This window comes from Deltaproteobacteria bacterium HGW-Deltaproteobacteria-6, assembly GCA_002840435.1.
GTDB lineage: Bacteria > Desulfobacterota > Syntrophia > Syntrophales > Smithellaceae > UBA8904.
Genome location: PHAT01000005.1, coordinates 484,834 through 507,961, shown reverse-complemented (window position 1 = coordinate 507,961; position 23,128 = coordinate 484,834). Strand labels below are relative to the sequence as shown.

Here is a 23,128-nt window from a genome sequence, read left to right as displayed (position 1 = left end):
TAACCGGTGCTTCAGGATAATCAGATCATTCCTTTTTTTTAGCAACCACATAAAATCCACTGGCAATTTTTTCTGCATTAGGGAACTTAACTAAAATCATATCCATGAACTTTACGGGCATGGTCAAAACCATCAGGACCATCATTATGATATCGTGTAATGTTTTACTACCGAAGGAAAAGAGAATGGCAAGCCATTCCTGGACAATCCAGAGCATCGCGGATGTAGGTCCGGCGCCAATGCCCATTTCTATAATTTCAAACTCTGAAAAGAGTTTTTCCATACCCGGCATTGTCCAGCGCTGAAAATCCTGCGGCGCTCCATGAAATGGCATAACAAATGGAACATAACACAGCAATTCACCCCCGGGTTTTAGCATTCTGAACATTTCCCGGACAACAACATGGGCTTTGTCAACATGTTCAAGAACAGCAATATTGATAATGAAATCCACTCCCCCGTCTTTTATCGGCAAATCCGTGATATCCGCCACGATGTCGATTTCGCTGTATGGAAAAAAATCTACATTAATAACGTCCTGCCGGTTATGAAGATACGTTGGTCCACTGCCAACGTTCAATATAAAATGTTCCCGGCCATATTTCTTCAGCATCCTGTTTACGGTTTTTCGATAGTCAAAACTTGTCAGAACCGGGGCAAACAAATTCAGGAGAAAGTAATATACGGTTCCGTTCTTTTTCAGAAAGTTTTGAATCTTACAAAACAGGCCATTATCTTTTGTAATGCCTGTATTCTGAACACTTTTATTATTATCAAAATCTTTTTTAATAATAGATTGAATTTTATGCGCTTTTTCCAAATGATTCTTTCCTGTTTTTAATTTACTTATTGTTATAGAAACTTTCCACAGCCCGTACAACCATTTCTACATCGCCTTCACTCAATTCATAGTACATCGGCAGGCGTAATATCCTCTGACTGATGTCGTCTGTCACAGACATTGTCCCGCAGGCTCTGCCATATTTGACACCGGCAGGAGACGAGTGAAGAGGTATGTAATGGAATACCGGCAAAATTGACTTGTCCTTCAGAAATTCTATCAGTTCAGACCGCTCTTCGGCTGAGCGAGTTATAACATAAAAAATATGGCCGTTATTAATACATCCTTCTTCTGTAATCGGAAGCCGTAAAAACTTCTTCTCACTCAAAGGCGTCAAAAGGTCGCAGTAATAATGGTATATTCTACACCTGGCATCGATAATTTTTTCGGCTTGTTCAAGCTGAGCATACAAAAATGCTCCGATCAGTTCACTTGGCAGAAAAGAAGATCCCTTATCAACCCAGGTATATTTGTCCACCTCGCCTTTTAGAAATTTTATTCGATTCGTCCCTTTTTGTCTTATAATTTCGGATCTCTCCTCGAAACGAAGATCATTCACCAGGAGGGCGCCGCCTTCACCGCTGATGATATTTTTGGTTTCATGAAAACTTAAACAGCCGAAATTCCCTATAGTACCCAGAAACCGGCCCTTGTAAGTTGAAAGCAACGCTTGAGCGGCATCCTCGACAACGAGCAGATTATGTCTTTGCGCTATATCCAGAATGGCGTCCATCGCACAGGCCACTCCTGCATAATGGACCGGAACGATTGCTTTCGTCCGGGATGTGATTGCAGCTTCAATAAGACGTTCATCAATATTAAGCGTGTCGCGCCGAATATCCACAAATACCGGCACACCTCCCCGAAGAACAAATGCGTTGGCCGTCGATACAAAAGTAAATGAGGGCATGATAATTTCGTCGCCGGGCTGAATATCACAGAGGATTGCAGCCATTTCCAGCGCAGCCGTGCAGGAATGGGTCAGGAGCGCTTTTTGGCATCGCAACCGCTCCTCAAGCCAGACATGGCATTTCTTCGTAAAGAGCCCGTCACCGGCAATATGGCGATTTTCAATGACGGCCTGCTCAATATAGAGCAGTTCCCTGCCGACAATGAACGGCTTATTATAGGGTATTTTGAAAGGCTCCATCATTTACCTCCTGGGTGGCGATGAAAACGGGCGCTGCCACCGACAGGCAGAAGCAATATTATGGTTAATCAGCAAGTTTTCCCGCGACCATATCCCTGAGCATATTTCGCATGATGATTAAGATCCGCATGAAAGGCCGGCGCAAGATAAATGCCCGATGAGCCGGACTCTATCCGTCATGTGAACACATCCATGGTTTTTCACTGAATATGCTTTCAGGTTCAGTCATCGTTCCCAGGATCATCATAATGTTGATTGGCGATCGAACCACTTATGCAGCGTATAAACATATTTTTGCGGTTCAAAACCTAATCGCACCCATACCTTTTGGACTGCGACATTAATGATTTGTGTGGAAACAATCATTTCCTGAGCATGTAAATCAGCGCACCAGCGCATTCCAGCCATCATGAGTAACTTATATATACCCGCGCCTTGAGCGTCCCGACCAATACCAAACAAGACGCCTTCCCCCTGCTGAGGATTATTTAACCGAAGCGTCGCAAAGGCTGATATTTCATTATTGCGAAGAGCAATCAATACTTCGTGTGATTCATCCCGATTGAAGCATGCTTCATTTGCCCAATCTCCATAAACATCATTGCATTTTTTTCTGTCCAGACGTTTATCCTGATGATAATGACTGATGTAGTTGCTAAAAGCTTCTTCGGCAATGGCCTGCACTTGGGAACCCTCCCCTTTCTCAAGGGGTCGGATAACAACCGGCGAGTCTGGCGCTGGTAATATGCCCGTCGCCAGACTTCGGCCGTAATAAACAAGTGTGTCGGCCACAAAAAAACCCAGGTGTTCCATTTCTTGTACGGCATCCAGATGGGTTGCCGTACATCTGGCAATGAGAAGTGTTACCTTGTTTTGCTGGCAGAAATCAATGACCTGTGAAAGATTGCCTCTTGTAATATTAGCGGCTCTTGCCGATCTGATGCCGAAGCGTTCTTCTTCAAGCGGGGCAAGCGATATATTTAAACTCTCATTATTAACCATGAATTTATTTTCCCTTTTTGTCATCCGTTGTACCGCGTATGACACTGGAGGGATGACCCAAGCTTCGAAAGTGCATACGTGCCAGATATTCGCCGATTATGCCCAGAGCAAGGAGCTGTGCGCCGGAAAATATTGCAATAATCGACGCAAGAAACGTAAACCCTGGAACCGGACTGCCGTGAACCAGAAAAATGGTAATGACATAGACCAGGATGAAAAGGCCAAAAATCGTGCAGGCAAATCCCAGGAAACTTGCAACCTGCAGCGGCATGACGGAAAATCCTGTCATCATATTTATGGCGTGCCTGAAGAGACGCGAAACGGTATAATTAGACTGCCCGATGGTCCTTGGTTCATGCCGCACAGAAACCGCTGAGAACTTTTCCGCTCCCCAGGTCAGCAGAACATCAATGGAGACGAAGGAACCGTGGTATTGATGGAAAGCTTCACGCAATTCAGTCCGGAATACGCGGAAGGCACTGACCTGGCGAGCTGCATGCGCCCCCATGAAGCCCTGAAGCGCCATTTTAGTAATGATGGAGGCCAGATCGCGCAATACTCCATGCTGCTGTGCCTGTGGCGTGCCATAAACGACGTCGTAGCCCTCTTCCAGCCGGGCGACAAGCCCGGGGATTTCCTCGGGCGGGTTCTGGAGATCGTCATCGATGGTAACAATAAGCTCGTGTTTAGCTTTGCGGATACCGCACAGCAGAGCATTATGCTGGCCGTAATTACGCATAAGATTTATGCCATGAAGCCAGGAATATTGTTGAGCCAATGAAACTATGGTTTCCCAGCTTCCGTCACGGCTTCCGTCGTTAACTAGGATCACCTCGAAATCCTGACAGGAAGCCATGAGGACTTTGTTAAGACGGTCTATAAGCAGCGGCAAGGATTGCTCACTGTTATAAACGGGAACGACAACGGATATGGATTTATCTGCCATAAAATTATCCTTAAGCTTAACAGATCCTCTTTTTAGCGCTCGTTTTGCTGTGGAACATGATTTGTTTTGTAAGCGCACCCCGCGAGCGAGAAGTAGCGCCGGCTTTCCTCAAGAAAGAGGTGTTACTGTACATCACCCGTATTGATTACCAAGAGCGTCCCGGTGCGGTGACATAACATCAATGTTATCAAAAAAAGCACAAAATTTATTTCTCTCCTGCGCCATGGCTTTCCTTTGGTGGCAGGGGTAAGAACATGAAAAGTTTGCATCGATATTATATTATTATCAAACCGACTCTATGATAATTTATCATAGCTCTTTTTTATTGCAAGTAAATAACATCTCAGCCTTTCTGATCAAGACATCACCGGATCCGTCACGCATTAGAAAAGCAGAAAAAACAGAACACCTGCATCCTCTGCGGGAATTTCATGGCGTTGAACGATATGACACCACTGCACAAAAACGAAGACGGTAAATTTCAGCAGAAATTGAAAGCGGACCCGTGCAGCAGAGATCACCGGCAGCAGCGAAATAACCGTATTGCCGGTTAATAATGCTGACACCTGAGGTCGATTCAACTATCAAGGCCGGTTGATTAAAAATTTGATGCGGGTAATAGAAGGAAGTATCTGTTATCGGCTAACTGCATGATTTTACTGGAGCCGATGCCCGGATTTGAACCGGGGACCTACTGATTACGAATCAGTTGCTCTACCAACTGAGCTACATCGGCATCCATTTAAGAGATGTCGTATCTATATTATGGAATTCCCCTTGTCAATACCAATCTGTACTTCCTTAATGATTGACTTCTGTTTCGTTTTCCTTTAGCTTCGCCGATAAAGCTGATGAATATGGAAGCCAAGATGATTCTTTTTCTTTTAACCTTTTTATGCCTTTACGGCGGGATTAATTTTTATTTCTTTTTCCGGGCCAGAAGCATCCTGCACTTTTCGGGTTTTTTACAGAGTGCGATTCTGATCCTTATCATCCTGCTGATTCTTGCGCCGGTCATTGTCCGGATACTGGAATCCCTCCATCAAGAACAGCTGGCACAGCTGGCCGCCATTACCGGCTATGTCTGGATGGCGTTTGTTTTTCTTTTTTTCTTTTTAAGCATTTCGCTGGAATTGATCCGGATTATCCACAAGTTGATCGTTCCCGAAACCGGCACGCTCACGCTCAAAACCGCCACGTTCGGTATTGCCGTGCTTCTGGCCACAGGCCTCGTGGCCTATGGTTACATCGATGCTCAGCGAATCCGCGTCAGAAATCTGCAAATTACCACCAACCAGTTTCTCCCCGGCAACGGACAACTTCGCATCGTCCAGATCTCCGACGTGCATGTGGGGATCATCATCCGCAACAACCGTTTAAATCCGCTTCTGGAGCGGATCCGGGAATGCCGGCCCGATATTCTGGTTTCCACGGGTGATCTCCTCGATGGAGAACTCGACAATATCCTGGGGGATGCTAAACGTTTCGATGCGATCAAAGCACCCTACGGCAAATTTGCCATTTTCGGCAATCATGAATATTACGCGGGGCTCGAAAAATCCATCGCCTTTACGGAAGCGGCGGGCTTCCGCCTGCTGCGCGATGACATCACACAGGCGGCAGGCATCACCATTTTCGGTCAGGACGACATCACCGGCCTCAGATGGAGCGATTCCAATAAAAGAGATTTTTTTAAAAAGGCTCTGTCCGAAAAGCGCGACGGCTTTGTTCTGCTGTTAAAGCATCAACCCCGCATCGATGAATGGGCCAATTTCAATTTACACCTCTCCGGCCACACACATGGCGGCCAGATTTTTCCTTTCGGACTGGTCACGAAACTATATTTTCCTAAAAACTACGGTTTGCATGAACTCGCCCCGAACAAGCAACTCTATGTCAGCCGGGGCGCCGGCACCTGGGGTCCACCCATTCGCGTCTTTGCCCCGCCGGAAATCACCATCATTGACCTGATCGGCAAAAAACCCTGACTCCCTTTAAGGGTCTTGCAGTGCATGGTTGCCTGAGCATGCTAAAAACCGTTCCAGCCTTTGCGAAGCACGATCAGATATAAACCTCTGAACAATCAGCGGCCGGCAATAATGACCGTCAAATCATCGGCGTATTTTTTCATACGAGTGGCTTGACCGCTCATTTCCTCGGATGCGCCGGCGGATTCTTCGGCATTGGCCGCCGTTTGCTGGACGACTTTGTCCATTTCCGCTACGGCTTTACTGATTTGATCAATTCCCTGAGCCTGTTCCTGTGAGGCCGCCGCAATTTCATCAACCAGATTTCCGACCTTGGCGGAAATTTCCATGTTCTCCTTGAAAGCCGTCTGTGTTTGCGCCGTCAGTTCACGGCTTTTGTGTACCGTGGTGATGGTGTTTTCGATCAGAGAAGATGTGCTGCGGGCCGCGTCGGCGGCGCGGATCGCCAGATTGCGCACCTCATCGGACACCACCGCAAACCCCGCGCCCGCTTCACCTGCGCGCGCCGCTTCCACGGCGGCATTAAGAGCCAGCAGGTTGGTTTGAAATGCAATCTCATCGATGGTTTTGATGATTTTTCCCGTTTCTTCGCTTGACCGTGTCACTTCGCCTACCGCTGCGGCCATGCTGTTGACATGCTCATCGACTCGTTCCACAACATGCCGGGCTTCGGCCATCAGGGTTTTAGCCTGTATGGCGTTGTCGGCGTTTCGCCTGGTCATGGCCGTCATTTCCTCCAGCGACGAGGAGGTCTCTTCAATCGCTGACGCCTGTCTGGCCGAGCCATCCGCCAGCGACTGACCGGCCGAGGCAACCTCGCTGGACCCCGTTGCCACCTGATCTGCAACGGTGTGCAGGCCTTCCGTTATTTGATTGATCGGTCCGACAATCGAACGGACCATAAAGAAAATGGAACCTATGACCAGCATAAGCCCCAGGCCCAGCAGCACCAGATTGATCACCGCCATCGAGTTGGAACGGGAAAGTATCTCGCTGGTGGGGATGACTGCGGTTGTGGTCCAGTTCACGTTTTTACAGGGAACGAGAAAGGCCGTACCCTCAATTCCTTTGTACGTGTAAGACACCAGCCCTTTACCGGTTTGAATGATACCACTTGCCCATTTTTCATCCTTCAGATTCAGTTTCATAATCAGAGATTTGTCCCGGTGCGCAAAAACGATTCCCGATCCGTCGAAAAGGTAGAGGTAGCCCCCGTTTCCTATTTTAACCGGATCGACAAATTTTTCGCTGAATTTGGTCAGGTCCGGCACACCGACCAGAACGCCGATGACTGTGCCGCCGTCTTTAATCGGCGCGGCAATGGCGAATGCCGGCTTGCCCGTTGTTCTGGCGAGATAAACCATGGAGACGTTTATTTCTCCCTGCATCGCCTTTTGAAAATACTGCCGGTCGGGCACTTTAACTTTACCGACGGAATCCGTTATGGTCGATGCCCGTACTTCACCCTGGGTATTAGCAATGTTAATGTACGAGAAGACACCGAGGTGCTTGAGTTGCTCGGCTAATTCGCCATTGGCCTTTGCCCTTGTTTCTTCCGTGTCGTTTTTCAACACTTCTTTAAACTCTGTTTTATTGGCTGATGTGGCAATCATGCCTTTGGCATCCTCCACCCAGACATCAATCAGGTCGGCTTTATTCTCAGCGGTCATGGCCAGTGAACTGACGGCGTCTTCCTTAAATGCGCGGGAGGACAATAAATAAGTAATCGCGGTTGAAGCGCCCATAATGATGATAATCAGCAAAACGATGGGAAGCAGGATTCTTTTTTGCAGACTTCTTTTCTTCATAGGAACCTCCTGTGGCATCAACAGATTCTGAATAGTTTTTTGTTCCAACGAAAAGCAGGTAAAAAGAATGATCAATCCCTTAAAAACAAATGTTGATATCGAAAGAGGATGTTTTCAGAAAATCGTTTGAGAATAGACCTTTAGTTGTTGTTATTATAGTAATAAAGGAATGTGATGTCAAACCCTATATTAAAACACAACTCTTGAAACTCCACCGTTGGAAAAATAAACACTTGACCGTTTTTTATATGAGAAATTCCAATCCTCCGTTAAGCTTTTCTAAACGCCGCAAAATGTCCATACTTTATTTGTCCTTACCGGTGCCGGGCATCGGATGCCCGGTTTCCCGTTGACAGACTGTCGCGTTTTCGATACGTCATGAAGCACAAAGCAGAGAAGGAAACTCAAGGAGGGAAGAATGGTACATGATATCAGGAACGGCCTTTTATTTTTGCTCGCAGGCATCCTTCTGGCCTGTGGAAGCGCATGGGCGGAGAGCTCTGTCCGCTATGCCGATCTGAGTGATTTTAAGCTGGAAAACGGAAGCGTTATCCGTAATTGCCGCGTAGCGTACATTACCGCCGGCACCCTCAACGCCGAAAAATCAAATGTTGTGCTCGTTCCGACCTGGTTGGCGGGGACCGCCCAGGAACTGGTTGACTTAGGCTTTATCGGACCGGGCAAGGTCTTTGACAGTTCAAAATTTTTCATCATTGCGGTCGACGCATTGGGCAACGGCCGGTCATCATCACCGTCCAACAGCCCAACACAACCAGGCCAGTCTTTCCCCTTATTCAGCATCCGCGATATGGTCCGCGCCCAGTATATACTGTTGACCGAACATCTGAACATCCGGCACATCCGCGCCGTAACCGGCATTTCAATGGGCGCCCTGCAGACCTTTCAATGGGTGGTGTCCTACCCCGACTTTATGGATCAGGCTGTTCCCATTCTGGGAAGCCCCTGGATAACATCCCATGATATGCTTTTCTGGTCAGCCCAGCTGGGGATTCTGGAAAATGTCGGGGAGTGCAAGGGAAACGCAGCCGCCATGAAGACTCTCGCACCCCTGCACATCATGCAGGCCTGGACGCGCGAGTACCGCACAAACAAAACCAGTCCGGCCGACTTTCCCGCATTTCTGGCCAAGCAGCAGGAAAATATTTCCCGATACGACGCCCGGAACTGGACCTCGCAGGTCAAGGCCATCCTGACGCATGATATCCTGATCAACTTTGGCGGATCACGCGAAAAAGCAGCTACATCAATAAGGGCAAGGTTCCTGGTGATCACATCCCCTCAGGATCAGATCATCGGGAAAGACGATGCTATCGCTTTTGCCCGCCTGGCCGGAGCTGAATCGTCCGAACTGGACGGGACATGCGGACATTTTGCTTTTTTTTGCGATCAGGATAATCTGAAAAAAATGGTTAACACCTTCCTGTCTCCAAACCCGGGGACTTCCCCAAAGAACCTTAAAGACGGAAACAATAAATCAGGGGCAGTCTGCCCCTGTCACGGCAAGCGCGGTAAATCATGAAGAATCACTACGTTCACGGTTATGACCCAAAAGAAAATATTCGACTACAGGACCAGGCTTCGACACTGGTAGAATTACTGCATGCCGATACGGTGTATCCGGCGGGAAGCCGCGTGCTGGAGGCAGGTTGCGGCGTGGCGGCGCAAACCGTCACACTCGCCCAAAACAGTCCGGCCACGCTGATCACATCCGTGGATATATCGGAAGTTTCCATTGCCGAAGCCAAACGAAAGGCAGCCGACACGGGGCTTACGAACGTGCAATTCCAGCAGGCGGATATCTTTAATCTGCCGTTCGCAGCGGAGTCTTTTGACCATGTCTTTATCTGTTTCGTTCTGGAGCATCTCACGAATCCCCGGGAGGCACTCTTCGCTTTAAAGCGGGTTCTCAAAAAAGGAGGAACCATCACGGTCATCGAGGGGGATCACGGTTCAGCCTATTTTCATCCGGCAAGTGATGCGGCGCACAGGGCAATTCAGTGTCAGGTTGAGCTGCAGCGCCGGGCCGGGGGCAATGCCATGATCGGACGGGAGCTTTATCCCCTGCTCAGCAGTGCGGGTTTCCATCCGGTTCGCGTCTCTCCCCGGATGGTCTATGTCGATTCCGGCAAACCGGAGCTTGTGGAAGGATTCACAAAAAAAACTTTCACCGCCATGATTGAGGGCATACGCGCTCCCGCTCTTCAGGCAGGCCTTCTGGAGCAGGATATATTCGATCAGGGAATCAGGGATCTGCACAGAACGACCGGAGACGACGGCGTCTTTTGCTATACTTTTTTTAAGGCTGTAGGCGAAAAGTCTTTTGCGTAGGAAGCATTACTTGCGGAAAAGATGCGAAAATTAAAAAACGCGGCCTGCCTGTCTTGACAGACCGCGTCCATATCAATTTATCCCTGAAGGGCATTAACTTTCTTGGTTAAGCGCGAAATTTTGCGGGATGCATTTTTCTTGTGGATCAGGCCTTTGGACGCTGCTTTGGCCAGCACCGGAACAGCTGTTTTCAAAGCATTTACCGAGTTCTCTTTGTTTTTACCCTCGACGGCTGCCAGAACTGTTTTAACTTTGGTTTTGATTGCTGACTTGGCGGCAATATTGCGCTCCCGGCGGACCTTGCTTTGACGATCTCTTTTTTCTGCTGATTTATGTGTTGCCAAAAGTATCTCCTCCTGAACTTCTTTTTATTAAGGTCTGGCTGTTTAACGCAATTATTTCAAGCTGTCAAGCGCAATTTATTGTGCAGACGGATTGCGAATCCGTAAAATCATCTCTAAAATGATTATTCTGATATATTAGAATGTTATACTATCAACATTACTGCCGACCATTTTTTATACGGCAGTATCATCAGATCAACTGATCGGCGATTATGAACGAACCGGGGAAAATAACAAGTGGATAAAAGAAATTTTAAATACGTATTTCAGAAGATGGGAATAGAGGCAGGCCCTGTGGCCTGCCTCTATTTTATGACGGGCTAATCTTCGAAATATTCGTTTTTCATGGTCACTGTTAGACCATCGCCGTTTAGGAGGCGTTCAGCCAAACCTTCGATCTTCGGCAGTTCATAACCGAAGAAGTAGCGGCACGTAACAAGTTTACCGTTATAGAAATTCGTATCCGCCTCGCCGGCTCCCTTTTCCAGAGCCTTTCTGGCGTAAGCCGCCTGACGGAGCCACTGCCAGCCGATGGCGATAATGCTGAAAAATTCCAGATACAGCGTCGCGTCGGCCAGGAACATTTCCGGACCCTGTTTGGCGGCTATGGCAAACTGATGCGCAGTAACTTTTTCCAACTGCGCCAAAGCCGCTGTCATCTTTTCAGCAAATGGCTTTAACTCCGCATCGCCTTCAGCCTCTTTGATGGCTTTGCGCACTTCCGCTATATACAATTGGGCGGCCTTGCCTTTCTTCATCATCATTTTGCGGCCCAGTAAATCCATACCCTGAATGCCGGTGGTGCCTTCATGAATCGTGTGAATGCGCACGTCGCGGTAAAGCTGCTCGAGGGGGAACTCTTCACAGAATCCGTAGCCGCCGAGAATCTGCAAGCCCGTGGAACAGGATAGAATGCCCATTTCCGCAGGATAGGTTTTGGCAACCGGCGTCAAAAGTTCGAGAAGCAGGTTGTAGTTTTCATGCTCCTCTCCTTCCGTAACGCCTTCCATATCTTCATAGAGACCGCATTGGACCAGCAGCGCCAGCGACCCTTCCACAATCGATCGTTGAAACAAGAGCATGCGCCTGATGTCCGCATGTTCGATGATCGGGACCTGGGGGGACAGCGGATCCTTGGAGGTCAGTTTTCGTCCCTGCGGTCTTTCCCTGGCGTATTCCAGAGAAGCATAGTAGGCAGCGGACGAAATACAGGCGGCTCCCAGTCCCACATCGATCCGGGCGCCGTTCATCATCTGGAACATGTAGCCCAGGCCTTTATTGGCCTCTCCAACGAGATAGCCCCGGCAGTCGTCGTTTTCACCGAAAGCCAGTTGGGTGATGGGCGCGCCGCGGTAGCCAAGCTTGTGATAAATACCCGCGCAGTTGACATCGTTAAATTCGAGCGACCCGTCGGCCTTCACGCGCTTCTTCGGAATAATGAAAAGCGAAATGCCTTTGACGCCGGGAGGTGCGTCTTTGAGTCTGACCAGCGCCAGGTGAATGACATTGTCCGCGCCGTCATGATCGCCCGCGGATATGAACAGCTTCTGGCCTTTGATTTTATAGTACCCCTGATCCGTCGGCGTCGCCGTGGTCGTGAGGTCGGTGAGCGACGAGCCCGCCTGCGGTTCGGTCAGCGCCATCGTACCCTGCCATTCGCCGGCAATCATTTTGGGCAGATAGGTATCTTTCATTTCCTGCGTGCCGTAGGAAACAATCAGGCCCGCCGCGCCATGTGTCAGGCCGTGATAGACGGCGGCCGAGTAATTGGCCGCGCCGAAAATGGCCGTCGGTACCATGATACCGACGGTGAACGGCAGTTGTTGTCCGCCGAGGTCGTAGGGGAAGGTCGCTGCAATCCAGCCGCCCGCGCCGCATTCCCTCATAATGTCACGGACCTTGGGATGAACTTTGACTTCGCCATTCACATATTCAGGCCCCTTGCGGTCCATTTCCTCGAAAAGGGGTTTAAAGAGATCTTTGCCCATTCTCATCGCCGTATCCATGATCATGTCGAAAACTTCCCGGCTGTGATCGGCGTAACGGGGATATTTCAAAAGGGCTTCCGTGTCGTTTAGCTCATACAACAAAAACTTCAAATTTCGATCGCTGATAAATTTTTCTGCCATAGTTTTTCCTCTTTCTCTATGCGGCATGCCGCAATAAGATTGCGGGGGCCTGTTAATAACCTGAAGGTCACGCGGTAACCTTTATCTCACAAGTAAAAATGCCGCCAGGCGTATACCTGGCGGCATTCGAAATCAGTATTTACACTTTATACTGCGTTTTTTCCAGACCTGGTGAACAACTAGACCATCAGGTTTTCGATAACCGTTCCTACACCCAGACCGCCGCCGCAGCAGGAACTGAAGCAACCGTATTTGCCGCCTTTTTTCTGCAGTTCGCGCATGGTGAAGATGCAGATACGGGCGCCGGATGCGCCATTGGGATGACCGTAGGAGATGGCGCCGCCATTGGGATTCCATTTATTGAAATCCACTTTATCACCGGTCTGTTTTTCGAGTTCCGCGGCCACCGCGAGGTTCTGAACGGCGAACGCTTCGTTGCATTCGATAACGTCGAGCTGGCTCATCTTAATGCCTGCGCGTTTGAGCGCCATCGGAACGGCGTAAGCAGGCGCAATACCCATGATGGTGGGATCGACGCCATAGTCGCCGCCAGCCAGCCACTTGGCCCAGGGCTTGAAACCCAGTTCCAGAGCTTTTTCCTTGGTCATCATCAAAACGAAGGCTGCGCCGTCGTTGCGTCCGGAAGAGTTGCCAGCGGTGACGGTTCCGTCTTTAATGAATGCGGGCGGCAGTTTCGCAAGGCCTTCCATCGTCGTTTCGGCGCGGGGGAATTCATCCACTTTGAACTCGATGGGGGGTTTCTTTCCCTGCGGAACCATGATCGGCATGATATCCTGAGCGCAGAAGCCGGAGGCAATGGCTGCCTGGGTACGCTGCTGGCTGCGGAAAGAGAATTCATCCTGCGCTTCGCGCGAAATGTTATACATCTTCTGGAGTTTTTCCGCCGTGAGGCCCATGTTCATTGTTGCGGCGTCGCGGGTGGGAGACTGCGAAAAAGCAATCGGCAGCGGCGGAATCATCTTGTAAGGTTCCGTGGTCATCGGGAAACGGCACGGTGCGTTGCTGTAAGATTCATAACCGCCGGCGATGATGATGTCCGCCTGACCGGCCAGGATTTTCCAGGCGGCGTGATTGATGGAGTCAATCGCGGAACCGCACTGCATTTCAATATAGGAAGCCGATGTGCTGAGCGGAAGACCGGAAGCCAAAACAGGCCAGCGGGCTCCATTGATCGCCGTGTTCGGTCCAATGGCCGATCCCATGAAACAGCAGTCAACAACTCCACCCTTTTCAATCACTTTTGATTTTTCGACAAGACCTTTCAGAGCCATGCCGGCAATTTCTTCGCCCAGGATTGTCCGCAGGGTTTTCCCCAGCGTTCCAAAGGCCGTCCTGATACCCTCTACAAATACTACTTCTCTGCTCATAAATTCCTCCTGTATATTTTTAGTTTTTTATGACGAAACTATTTTTTCGGTAATGTTTGAGTTTTACACCATCCGACGATGCAGTTCAAAAATTACCTTTTGGCGTTATCATACCTGAAAGAGCACGTCAAGAACCATATAACGGCCGTTGTAAATAAAACAAAAAATGACTGTTAAAACGATGATTATCATTTGTTTCCTGCTGCTTTTTTATGTGAAATATCGTAAATAATCTTGAATTAACGGAGAACAAAGCATAAAGTTCGCCCAGTTCCGGTCGATTGTTTTAAAAGTATTAAATATCGTTCCATCCGATCCACTTTCGAAGGAGAAACAATTTATGAAAAAATTACGGATTGTTAGCATGGGGTTCCTTTTATTTTTTGCTTTGGCCCACTTTATGGACGTCTACGCCTGCTCCGTTTTTCGCGTAACCGCCAAAGATGGAACGATTATCAGCGGCCGGACCATGGAATTCGGCCACGACATGGGCTATGCCATGATTGTGGTTCCCCGCAATAAAAATTTCGCAAGCCCGGCACCGGATGGAATCACCGGATTAAAGTGGAAAACCAGATACGGTTATGTAGCCAGCAACGTTCTGAACAAGGAAGACGGCATCAGCGACGGCATCAATGAAGCAGGCCTGTCCTTCAGCCTGCTCTGGTATGACGGCGATATGCAGTGGCAAGTTGTTAATCCAAAAGACAAATCCCCGGAACTCGCCAATATTGTTTTCGGGTCATGGGTTTTAGGAAATTTCAGCACCGTAAAAGAGGCGGTCGAGGCGATTGCCAAAGTCAAAGTATTCGGCATAAAAAATCCGGAGTTGGGCGGAGCGGTGCTTCCCGGCCATTTTATCCTCTATGATGCCAAAGGTGACTGCGTGGTCATTGAATACGAAAAGGGAGAACTGCATATTTACGACAACCCCCTGGGCATCATGACCAACGCGCCCAATTTTCCCTGGATGCTGACCAACCTGCGTAACTATGTCGGCATGACCAACGGCATGCGGGAACCGGCAACATTCGGCGGACAGACCTATCTAACCACCGGCCATGGCTCCGGCATGTTCGGCCTGCCCGGCGACATTACACCGCCCGCGCGTTTTGTCCGTATGGCGGTAACCACCAGATTCGCAGATACGCCGGAAAATGCCGAAAACGCTCTGAATCTGGCCCAGCATATTGTCAGTTCCCTGCATATCGTCCGCGGCATGGCGGCGGATCGCAATAAGGAAGGCAAGATCATCGCCTCCGAGACCACCCAGTGGTCAACGTATCGTGATCTGACCAACCGCGTTTATTATTTCCGCACCTATGACAATTTCAATCTGCGTAAAATTGACCTCAAGCGGCTGAACTTCAACGCAGATAAGATCAAAACCATTCCGATGTTTGCCGATAAAGAGATTATTGTCGATGTCACGGACCGGGGGAAATAAGGCAAGTACGGCAAAAAAGAAGGGTGGAAAACTCCACCCTTCTTTTAAAACATGCTTCTCATATTCTGTGCTTCAAAACAATTTTCAGCTTTCAGCACCTGTTTACTTCCTGACCGGCGCGGTCTTACCCGACCAGAAGAGCGCATGTTCTTCAATGGCCACGAATCCATCTTTATTTTTGTCAATCTCATTGAACCTCCTGGTCATGCCCGCCATAAATTCCTCCAAGGTCACTTTCCCGTCATGATTCGAATCTAAATCGAATAACTCCACCGACCAGAAAACAAGGCACTCATCGTCGCTGATTTTGCCATTTTTATCAGCATCCAGTATTTTCTTGGTTTTGGTTTTGGTTTTCACTTTCGCTTTGGCTTTATCGGGGCTGGCTTTAGGACCGCACCAGAAAGCTACGTATTCTTTAGCAATCAGGACGCCGTCTTTATCCGTATCCATGTTTCCAAAAAAATCTTTGGTCGCGGCGTTGAATTCCGCTGCCGTCAATTTACCGTCTTTATCCGTGTCGATCTCCTTGAATCGTCCCTGCCAGAAAGCCACGTGCTCAGCTACGGTGACCACCGCGTCGCCATTGGCATCGATCTCGGAAAAGGCCACACGGGCGACTGCGGGCGTTTTGGCCTTGGCTGCGGCAATGTTCGAAAGCGACAATACCATCATCAACATTACTAAAACGATACATCCTTTTTTCATGGTTTTCCTCCTTCATGTGATAATGACCCGGTCAGGGCATCGATCGCCACTGCCGATTCTATGTTTGATTTACTTCCTGGTAATAATGACTTCGCAGCAGTCATCGCCGTGATTTAAATTCTTCGTATGGGCCACATGGATATTGACATCCCTGTCAAACAGGCCGCCGATGATTCCCTCATACGACTGAACGGTTACGATCCCGCAATCGGCGACGCCGGCCTTGGCGATGGCTTTCTGTGTTTCACAATCCGTAATACGGACCGTGATTTGATCGCCGTCAACGGTAACGTCCCGGCCTTCAATTTTTAAAACTTTGCTGAAAATGTCCAGTGCATCGAGAAAGCTCTGCGGCCAAACCGGATTTGCCATATAATTATTCCGGAGGTTTTTACCGAAAACATAAGAGAATTGTTTCCAGGCTTCCACATCCATCTCCCAGGCAGTCTTAATGCCGAATTTTTTCGCCAGCGCCAGAAACCAGGCTCCATCCATCCGCGTAAAGGCATGCTGCGCAATTTCCATCATTTGTTCAGGTGATAAGTTCATTTTTTCTCCATCATCATTTATTCAATGCTTTCGTGATTTTTTACGGTGTTCAAACGGAAATTCCGAGGCGTTTCAGATTTTCCACGGTGGGACCGGCGGTCTTCGGATCATACTTCCTGATCCGGTAATATTTTTTAACCATCCGTTCAATCGGTACCACGGAATCCACGGGGTATTTGGTGACAGCTTCTTTCGTAAACCGGTCCGGCAGGGTGTCTTCGAAGGGCTGCTGCCCCATCTGCACATTCATGTAGCGTTCCAGCTTGGTAATGCGCTCGCCTGCTTTCTTGAACTGCCACTGATTCATGGGAATGCCCGTAATGGCGGAAAAGAAATCGGAATAAACGCTCCAGTTCATCATCATCTGCGACATCCTGGGGGTCATGATCGTGGCGACATTCAGGACCGCTTTGGGAAGATATTTCGGGATGACCGGCTCCGTCATGACGGCAAAGGCCGTAAACAGGCAGGACTGGAGCGAGTTGATGCCGGCAAACAGATCCTCGCAAAAGACCACCCAGGAAGCCTTGCCGAGTGTTGTCTGTGACGGCATGAAACCCAGGAGCACTTCGAGGCTGACCAGATAAGATCCGAGGTGGCAGCCGCCTTTGTTGTGCACCGCATAGGAAAGCCCGTGTCCCCAGCAGGCCCGGGGATCATAGGCCGCAATTTCCAGCCCTTTGGTATGGATGGCAAATTCCCTGCCGCCGTATTGCTCACTTAAACGCTTCGATCCGTCCGCCAGCTCCGCCCCCTCGCCCCGGCGGTAGGCGATATCTTCCAGGATGCGGGCAATGTTATCATGATTGGCGAAGGATAATTCTGTTTTGCGTAAACCCTTTTCACCGGCCTCCATCGCCCAGGCCATCGTACCGCCTGCCGAGATGGTATCCATCCCCAGGTCGTTCATGATGTCGTTCCAGACGGCGATCTTGTCCGTATCATAATTTTCAATATTGCTGCCAAACAGACCGGTGGTCTCGTATTCCGGGATCTGTCGCATTTTTCCATCGGGATACAGGCCCTTATGTCCACAAAGCACCGAGCAGTAGCGGCAGGTGGAATGCCGCGTCTGATATTTTTCAGCCATCACCTCACCCGTAATAGCCTCGGTTTGGGGGCTGTAACGGTCCCGGAAATTCCGCACCGGAGAGTAACCCGAGTCAATGCCGAAACGGGTGTTCATGTTGGTGCCAAAGAACTTATATCCCCTGGTAAATACATTTCGCTGAATGTGCGCTTTGGCTTTCTTCAGGGTTCTTTCGAACTTTTCCCGGTTTACCGGAATGCAGCGGTATTCCTTCCCGCGGGCCACGATGGCCTTGAGGTTTTTCGCGCCCATGACCGCCCCTACACCGCCGCGTCCGGCAAAACGGTGGCCGGAACAGATATTGGCATAGAAGACCTTGTTTTCACCGGCCGGTCCGATCACGGCAGCTCCTTCTTTGGGACCCAGGTGAAGTTTTTCCTGCGTTTGATGCGTCGTTGCTCCCCATAGGTCGTCCGCGGGCTCGAAGATGACCTCCTGGTCGTCGAAGCGTATCACCGTGGGACGTTCCGCTTTGCCGGAAATGATCACACCATCCCAGCCGGCGGTCTTGCAGGCTTCGCCGAACGGGCCTCCGCAGGATGAAGCCACCATGTAGCCGGTCAGCGGCGACTTGGTGATGACTTCAAACCGGGCCGAGCAGGGCGCCCCGGTCGTAAGCAGTACGCCGTTGGCAAAGACCAGCAAATTGTCAGGCCCCAGAGGGTCGAGATCCCGAAGCTTATCTTTCAGGCGGTCATAGATGATTTTGAGCCCCAGGCCTTTGCCGCCCAGATAGTTCTTCAAATCGTCCTGTGTGGCCTGGTGCACCTTCCAGGTCTTATCGGTCAGGTTAATGTCCAGATACTTGTTGCTGGTTCCTATGATCTCTTTCATGCTGCACCTCTCATTGTGATGGCGTCGAAGAGGCAGTTCTCTTTACACCAGCCGCAGGACACACATTTGCCGGGCTTTGCAAGCACCGCATGGTTCCGGGTCAGAGGCAGCCGTTCATCGGCCATGGCGAGCGCGTTCGTCGGGCAGACAGCCACGCAGTTTTCACAGGCCGAGCAGCAGTCCGTGTTGATCACCGGTTTCGGCCAGTCCGCTTTCTTCATTCTGGCAACCGTTTTACCCTTGTCATCCAGAACCGCCGATTCAGGGCATATCCTGCCGCAGGAGCCGCATTCAATGCAGAGCGATGCGCAGATGAGATGCATTTCTTTTTTTTCACCCGATATGGCCTGCACCGGGCACATTTTAGCACAGGCCCCGCACCCGTTACACAGTGTTGATATGGAATAACTCATGAAAACTCCTGTTTTTCTTTTGGTGGTATCGCCGTCATCACATGTTCCGCCAGGGCCAGGATGGTCAGGGCCGGGTTGACGCCCAGATTGGCCGGCATGATGGACCCATCCGCAATGTAGAGGCCATCGTAACCGAAAACCTTTCCGTGCTTATCCACCACGCCCTGATCAGGCCCTTTGGCAATCGGGCAGCCGCCCAGCATGTGAGCGGAAAGCGGCCGGTTCAGCAGAACTTCGGAGACGGCGCCCTGCGGGATTCCGTTGATCTTCTTCGCCACCGCGCGCGCCGCGTGGTTGGCTTCCGGAATATATGTCGGGATGCCTCCCTCCGGAGATTCGGAAGATAAACGCCAGCGCCAGGGCAGAAGCCAATTTCTTTTCAGCCGGATTCTCAGGCTGTTGTCGTACACCTGCATGACGAGCAGAATGATTGACCGTCTGGCCCAGCCGAAAATCCACAAGCTTTTCAAAAAGTGGGTGGGATGGGTCAGGCACTGGTAAAAATATTTCATGACCCTTCCCCACTTGGAGCCGCCGTCGGTCAGCACCTGGGCCAGTATTCCCATCACATCGGAGCCTTCCGGGTAGCGGGTAACTTCAATAGACGTGGCGTCGTTAACCTGAAGAATCGAGGTGATCGCGGTTCCTTCGCAGTATTTGACGTCGAGCGAGTTGGCCCGCCCGCCGCAAAGCACTTCCGAATTGGTGCGGAATTTATAACCGAGCCGGTCCGATAATCCGGGAAGCAATCCCTTTTGCTTAGAGCGCAAAAGGAGCGATATCGTGTTGAGCGTTCCGGCGCTGACCACGACCTGACGCGCCCGCCATGCTTTTTTGCCGGTGGGAAAAACGGAGGTCGCCTTGCGGGAGTTCAGGATATAGCCCCCGCGGGGGTCCGGTCGAATGTCCGTGACCAGCGTTTCAGGAACGATGCGAGCACCCAGCTTTTCAGCCAGATAGAGATAATTTTTGTCCAGCGTGTTTTTGCCGCCGGTTTTGCATCCGATCATACAGGCCCCGGAAAAATCACAACCGGTCCTTTCGGGACCTTCTCCGTCAAAATACGGGTCCGGGACGGTGACACCCGGCTCTCCGAAAAAAGCGCCTACTTCCGTCGGAGCGAAATGATCGCTGCGTCCGATATCAGCGGCATACTCGGCAAGGACTTTGTCCGGTTCCGTGATTTTGGGAAATTTGGCGACACCCAGCATTTTTCTGGCCATCCGGTAATGCGGGGCTAACGCCGCTTTCCAGTCCGGGTCAAGTTCCACCCATTGCGGATCGCGGTAGAAAGGATCCAGTGGCTGCATGAGAACCATGGCATAAACCAGTGATCCGCCGCCGACGCCCGCGCCGCCCAGCCCCATGAAATCCTTGAGCAGCCAGATGCGTTGGATTCCGTGGCAACCGATGATCGGCGCCCAGAGAAATTTCCTGACATTCCAGTTGGTGTTGGGGAAGTCCTTCGGCTGCCAGCGCTTGCCTGCTTCCAGAACGCAAACGCTATAGCCTTTTTCCGCCAGCCGCAAGGCGGCGACACTGCCGCCGAATCCCGATCCGATTACAATAAAATCAAAGATCTCTTCCATGTCAAACCTCATCCGGTTGTTCTGTGATGAATACTGGTTTATAAGTCCGATCTAAAAAGAGCCGACATTCTTGTGCGGGACAAGAACCTGCTTTTGCTCACGGCGATTATAGGAAGAACGGTTTTGTATGTCAATGACATAGTCTAACTATCTTTGCGTGACGATAAAAAGGAGGTTGAAATTTTTCAAAGATATCTCTAGAGATGTACAACCTTTAAATTTCAAAGGATAACGCAACGGCAAGGAGTTTTCATGATTTCAAAACGGGCCTCGGAGTTTACATCCTTCATTGTCATGGACGTTATGGCTAAAGCAGAAGAATTGGAACGTCAAGGTGAGCACATCATTCATATGGAAGTGGGCGAGCCGGATTTTTCCACCCCCCAGGTCATCACCGATGCTGCCATTTCTGCCCTGCAAAACAGCAAAACCCGTTACACGCATGCCCTGGGGCTGCTTGAATTACGCCAGGCCATTTGTGATGATTATTTAGAAGAATACGGTGTGACGATTACACCCGATCAGATTGTCATCTCCACCGGCACGTCGCCCGTCCTGCTTTTTGCGATGCTGGCCATTTTAGATCATGGTGACGAAGTCATTATTTCCAATCCCCGCTACCCCTGTTATCAAAATTTTATCCGCGCGGCGGGGGGCCTTCTCAAAGAGATTCAAACTTACCCGGAAGAGGGATTTCAATACCGCCACAAGGACATCAAGAAGAAACTTTCACGGCGGACCAAAGGCATCATCATCAATTCGCCCTGCAATCCCACCGGCATTGTGATGACGGAAGAGCAGCTGCGGGATATCGCGCAGTTTGATACGCAGTACATCATTTCCGACGAAATCTATCACGGGCTTGTCTATCAGGACCGGGCTCATTCCATCCTGGAATTCACGGATAAGGCATTCGTCATTAACGGTTTTTCCAAGCTCTACGCGATGACCGGCTGGCGTCTGGGTTACCTGATCTTTCCGAAAAAATTCAGCGCCGTCATGCAGCGCATCCATCAGAATTTCATGATTTCAGCCAACGGCTTTATTCAGTGGGCAGGGATTGCCGCACTCCATGAGGCCAAGGACGATGTCGACAAAATGGTGAAGACCTACGACGAGCGGCGCCGCTATATGCTGGCGCGTCTGACCGACATGGGCTTTACCATCCACGTCGAACCGACCGGAGCGTTTTATGTCTTTGCCGACGGGCGCAGATTTTTCAAAGATTCCTACCAGGAGGCTTTCCGGATTACCGAAGAAGCAAAAGTAGGCGTATCACCCGGCATTGATTTCGGCAGCGGCGGAGAAGGTTTTTTACGTTTCTCTTATGCGACGTCCCTGGAAAATATCAAAGAAGGGCTGGACCGGCTGGAAAAGTACCTGAAAAAGAAGAAGTAATTCCATAAAGAAGCAAGTCCATAGACAAATCCGTTCATTTGGCGTATTTAAACGCCGCATCATGGAAATAATTTCCAGAAGGAGGATATATGTCATATCAATACATTGATCTGAAAATTGAAAATCATGTGGCCACAGTAGCCATGGCGCGCGTGGATGCACTCAACGCGCTGAGTCTCGAATTCGCAGCAGAAATCGCAGGCGTCTTTCGCGAGCTGGGGTCCAATGATGACGTCCGCGCGATTATCTTCTGCAGCAAGGCGCGGATATTCTGCGCCGGACTTGATTTAAAGGAAGCGGCCGGCGGCGCTGCCGGAACGGTTAAGAATGTCATCGACACGATCAGAAATTCTCAACCCTTGTTTGACTGCTGTAATTTTATCGAAGAATGCCCCAAGCCCGTGATTGCCGCCGTTCACAGCAAATGCATCGGCGGCGGGCTCGATATGATATCCGCCTGCGATATCCGCCTGTGCTCGGAAGACGCGATCTTCTGCCTGAAAGAAGCCAATATCGGTCTGGTTGCGGATATGGGCGTTCTTCAACGCCTTCCGATGATTGTAGGCCAGGGCTTCGCCCGCGAGATGGCCTTCACCGCAGCCAACTATTCCGCGCGCGACGTGGAAAAGATGGGGCTTATCAATCATGTTTATGCCGATCATGCAGGACTCATGACGGCCGCACAAAAAATGGCCGCTCAGATTGCCGCCAACGCGCCGCTGGGGATTAAATACAGCAAGGAAGTCCTCAATTTCAGCCGTTATGTGAATGTCTATGAAGGCATGGCGCTGGCTATTCAGAAGAATGCGACCCTGCTCATGTCGGAGGATTTAAAAGAAGCGATGATGTCTTTCCTGGAAAGACGGCCCGCGGATTTCAAAGGGAAATAATCATATTGACAATATGATTTAAAAATAAAACATCTGATCCATCCTGTCATAAGGGGGCATTACCGTACAGGTATTGCCCCCTTATGATGGCAGAACTTTAAAAGAGATCTTTAGGGGTTGTTCAAATATTCTGTTCGTGTGCCCTTCAGGGCATTTGAACCGCCCATGGGATAAAAAGCATTTCATTTTCAATTCAAGATGATACCGCGGCGGCAAGGAGGAGGCACCGCAGGCGTATTATTAATACGTTGAGGATGCTGACGAC

Annotated in this window: 20 protein-coding genes and 1 tRNA gene; 6 read left to right on the top strand and 15 right to left on the bottom strand. The window is 50.0% G+C overall.

The window, feature by feature from the left end; genetic code table 11:
• Positions 1 to 25: 25 nt before the first annotated feature.
• From CVU71_12540 to CVU71_12515, 6 genes are all read right to left on the bottom strand, one after another.
• A complete protein-coding gene (locus CVU71_12540) occupies positions 26 to 820 on the bottom strand; it encodes a hypothetical protein (GenBank protein PKN18327.1) in 795 nt (264 codons plus the stop codon).
• A gap of 22 nt (positions 821 to 842) precedes the next feature.
• Positions 843 to 1,991, bottom strand: a complete 1,149-nt coding sequence (locus CVU71_12535; protein PKN18326.1) for a dTDP-4-amino-4,6-dideoxygalactose transaminase — start codon at positions 1,989 to 1,991, stop codon at positions 843 to 845.
• 243 nt (positions 1,992 to 2,234) lie between these two features.
• Positions 2,235 to 3,017: a hypothetical protein gene (locus tag CVU71_12530; GenBank protein ID PKN18325.1), complete on the bottom strand. Its 783-nt coding sequence runs from the start codon at positions 3,015 to 3,017 to the stop codon at positions 2,235 to 2,237.
• On the bottom strand, positions 2,998 to 3,939 hold the full coding sequence (locus CVU71_12525) for a glycosyltransferase (protein ID PKN18324.1): 942 nt from the start codon (positions 3,937 to 3,939) through the stop codon (positions 2,998 to 3,000). Before CVU71_12525 ends, CVU71_12530 begins: the two co-directional genes overlap by 20 nt.
• Positions 3,940 to 4,322: 383 nt before the next feature.
• Positions 4,323 to 4,505: a hypothetical protein gene (locus CVU71_12520; protein ID PKN18323.1), complete on the bottom strand. Its 183-nt coding sequence runs from the start codon at positions 4,503 to 4,505 to the stop codon at positions 4,323 to 4,325.
• Between the two features lie 94 nt (positions 4,506 to 4,599).
• Positions 4,600 to 4,675 (bottom strand) — tRNA-Thr (locus tag CVU71_12515).
• Between the two features lie 115 nt (positions 4,676 to 4,790).
• Between CVU71_12515 and CVU71_12510 the strand changes: the two genes are divergently transcribed.
• On the top strand, positions 4,791 to 5,927 hold the full coding sequence (locus tag CVU71_12510; GenBank protein ID PKN18322.1) for a metallophosphoesterase: 1,137 nt from the start codon (positions 4,791 to 4,793) through the stop codon (positions 5,925 to 5,927).
• 95 nt (positions 5,928 to 6,022) lie between these two features.
• Here the strand turns inward: CVU71_12510 and CVU71_12505 are convergent, their stop codons facing one another.
• A complete protein-coding gene (locus CVU71_12505; protein ID PKN18321.1) occupies positions 6,023 to 7,810 on the bottom strand; it encodes a methyl-accepting chemotaxis protein in 1,788 nt (595 codons plus the stop codon).
• 343 nt (positions 7,811 to 8,153) lie between these two features.
• Here CVU71_12505 and CVU71_12500 point away from each other — a divergent pair, with 343 nt between their 5' ends.
• Both CVU71_12500 and CVU71_12495 read left to right on the top strand, forming a co-directional pair.
• Positions 8,154 to 9,275, top strand: a complete 1,122-nt coding sequence (locus CVU71_12500; protein PKN18320.1) for a hypothetical protein — start codon at positions 8,154 to 8,156, stop codon at positions 9,273 to 9,275.
• Positions 9,272 to 10,084, top strand: coding sequence for an SAM-dependent methyltransferase (locus CVU71_12495; GenBank protein ID PKN18319.1), 813 nt, complete (start codon positions 9,272 to 9,274; stop codon positions 10,082 to 10,084). Before CVU71_12500 ends, CVU71_12495 begins: the two co-directional genes overlap by 4 nt.
• A 77-nt stretch (positions 10,085 to 10,161) precedes the next feature.
• Here the strand turns inward: CVU71_12495 and CVU71_12490 are convergent, their stop codons facing one another.
• From CVU71_12490 to CVU71_12480, 3 genes are all read right to left on the bottom strand, one after another.
• Positions 10,162 to 10,428 carry a 30S ribosomal protein S20 gene (locus CVU71_12490; GenBank protein PKN18318.1) on the bottom strand — a complete coding sequence of 89 codons (267 nt, stop codon included), beginning with the start codon at positions 10,426 to 10,428 and terminating at the stop codon, positions 10,162 to 10,164.
• Positions 10,429 to 10,748: 320 nt separating this feature from the next.
• Positions 10,749 to 12,557 carry an acyl-CoA dehydrogenase gene (locus tag CVU71_12485; protein ID PKN18317.1) on the bottom strand — a complete coding sequence of 603 codons (1,809 nt, stop codon included), beginning with the start codon at positions 12,555 to 12,557 and terminating at the stop codon, positions 10,749 to 10,751.
• Positions 12,558 to 12,736: 179 nt separating this feature from the next.
• Complete coding sequence (locus CVU71_12480; protein ID PKN18316.1) at positions 12,737 to 13,945, bottom strand: acetyl-CoA C-acyltransferase; 1,209 nt, start codon at positions 13,943 to 13,945, stop codon at positions 12,737 to 12,739.
• A 340-nt stretch (positions 13,946 to 14,285) separates the two neighbouring features.
• Here CVU71_12480 and CVU71_12475 point away from each other — a divergent pair, with 340 nt between their 5' ends.
• The gene (locus tag CVU71_12475) at positions 14,286 to 15,392 is read left to right on the top strand and encodes a choloylglycine hydrolase (GenBank protein PKN18315.1); all 1,107 of its coding nucleotides are present in this window, start codon (positions 14,286 to 14,288) and stop codon (positions 15,390 to 15,392) included.
• Between the two features lie 102 nt (positions 15,393 to 15,494).
• Here CVU71_12475 and CVU71_12470 read toward each other — a convergent pair whose 3' ends face one another.
• From CVU71_12470 to CVU71_12450, 5 genes are all read right to left on the bottom strand, one after another.
• Positions 15,495 to 16,100 (bottom strand): hypothetical protein, encoded by a 606-nt coding sequence (locus tag CVU71_12470; protein PKN18314.1) that lies wholly within the window; start codon positions 16,098 to 16,100, stop codon positions 15,495 to 15,497.
• A 69-nt stretch (positions 16,101 to 16,169) separates the two neighbouring features.
• On the bottom strand, positions 16,170 to 16,649 hold the full coding sequence (locus CVU71_12465; protein ID PKN18313.1) for a hypothetical protein: 480 nt from the start codon (positions 16,647 to 16,649) through the stop codon (positions 16,170 to 16,172).
• Between the two features lie 49 nt (positions 16,650 to 16,698).
• Positions 16,699 to 18,573, bottom strand: coding sequence for an aldehyde ferredoxin oxidoreductase (locus tag CVU71_12460; protein PKN18312.1), 1,875 nt, complete (start codon positions 18,571 to 18,573; stop codon positions 16,699 to 16,701).
• Positions 18,570 to 18,986 (bottom strand): hydrogenase, encoded by a 417-nt coding sequence (locus CVU71_12455; protein PKN18711.1) that lies wholly within the window; start codon positions 18,984 to 18,986, stop codon positions 18,570 to 18,572. Before CVU71_12455 ends, CVU71_12460 begins: the two co-directional genes overlap by 4 nt.
• Entirely contained in the window at positions 18,983 to 20,587 is a 1,605-nt protein-coding gene (locus tag CVU71_12450; GenBank protein ID PKN18311.1) for a cholesterol oxidase, read from the bottom strand. The genes CVU71_12455 and CVU71_12450 overlap by 4 nt, the downstream gene beginning before the upstream one ends.
• Positions 20,588 to 20,827: 240 nt before the next feature.
• Here CVU71_12450 and CVU71_12445 point away from each other — a divergent pair, with 240 nt between their 5' ends.
• On the top strand, positions 20,828 to 21,973 hold the full coding sequence (locus CVU71_12445) for an aspartate aminotransferase (GenBank protein PKN18310.1): 1,146 nt from the start codon (positions 20,828 to 20,830) through the stop codon (positions 21,971 to 21,973).
• Positions 21,974 to 22,062: 89 nt separating this feature from the next.
• Positions 22,063 to 22,863 (top strand): enoyl-CoA hydratase, encoded by an 801-nt coding sequence (locus tag CVU71_12440; protein ID PKN18309.1) that lies wholly within the window; start codon positions 22,063 to 22,065, stop codon positions 22,861 to 22,863.
• Positions 22,864 to 23,128: the final 265 nt, after the last annotated feature.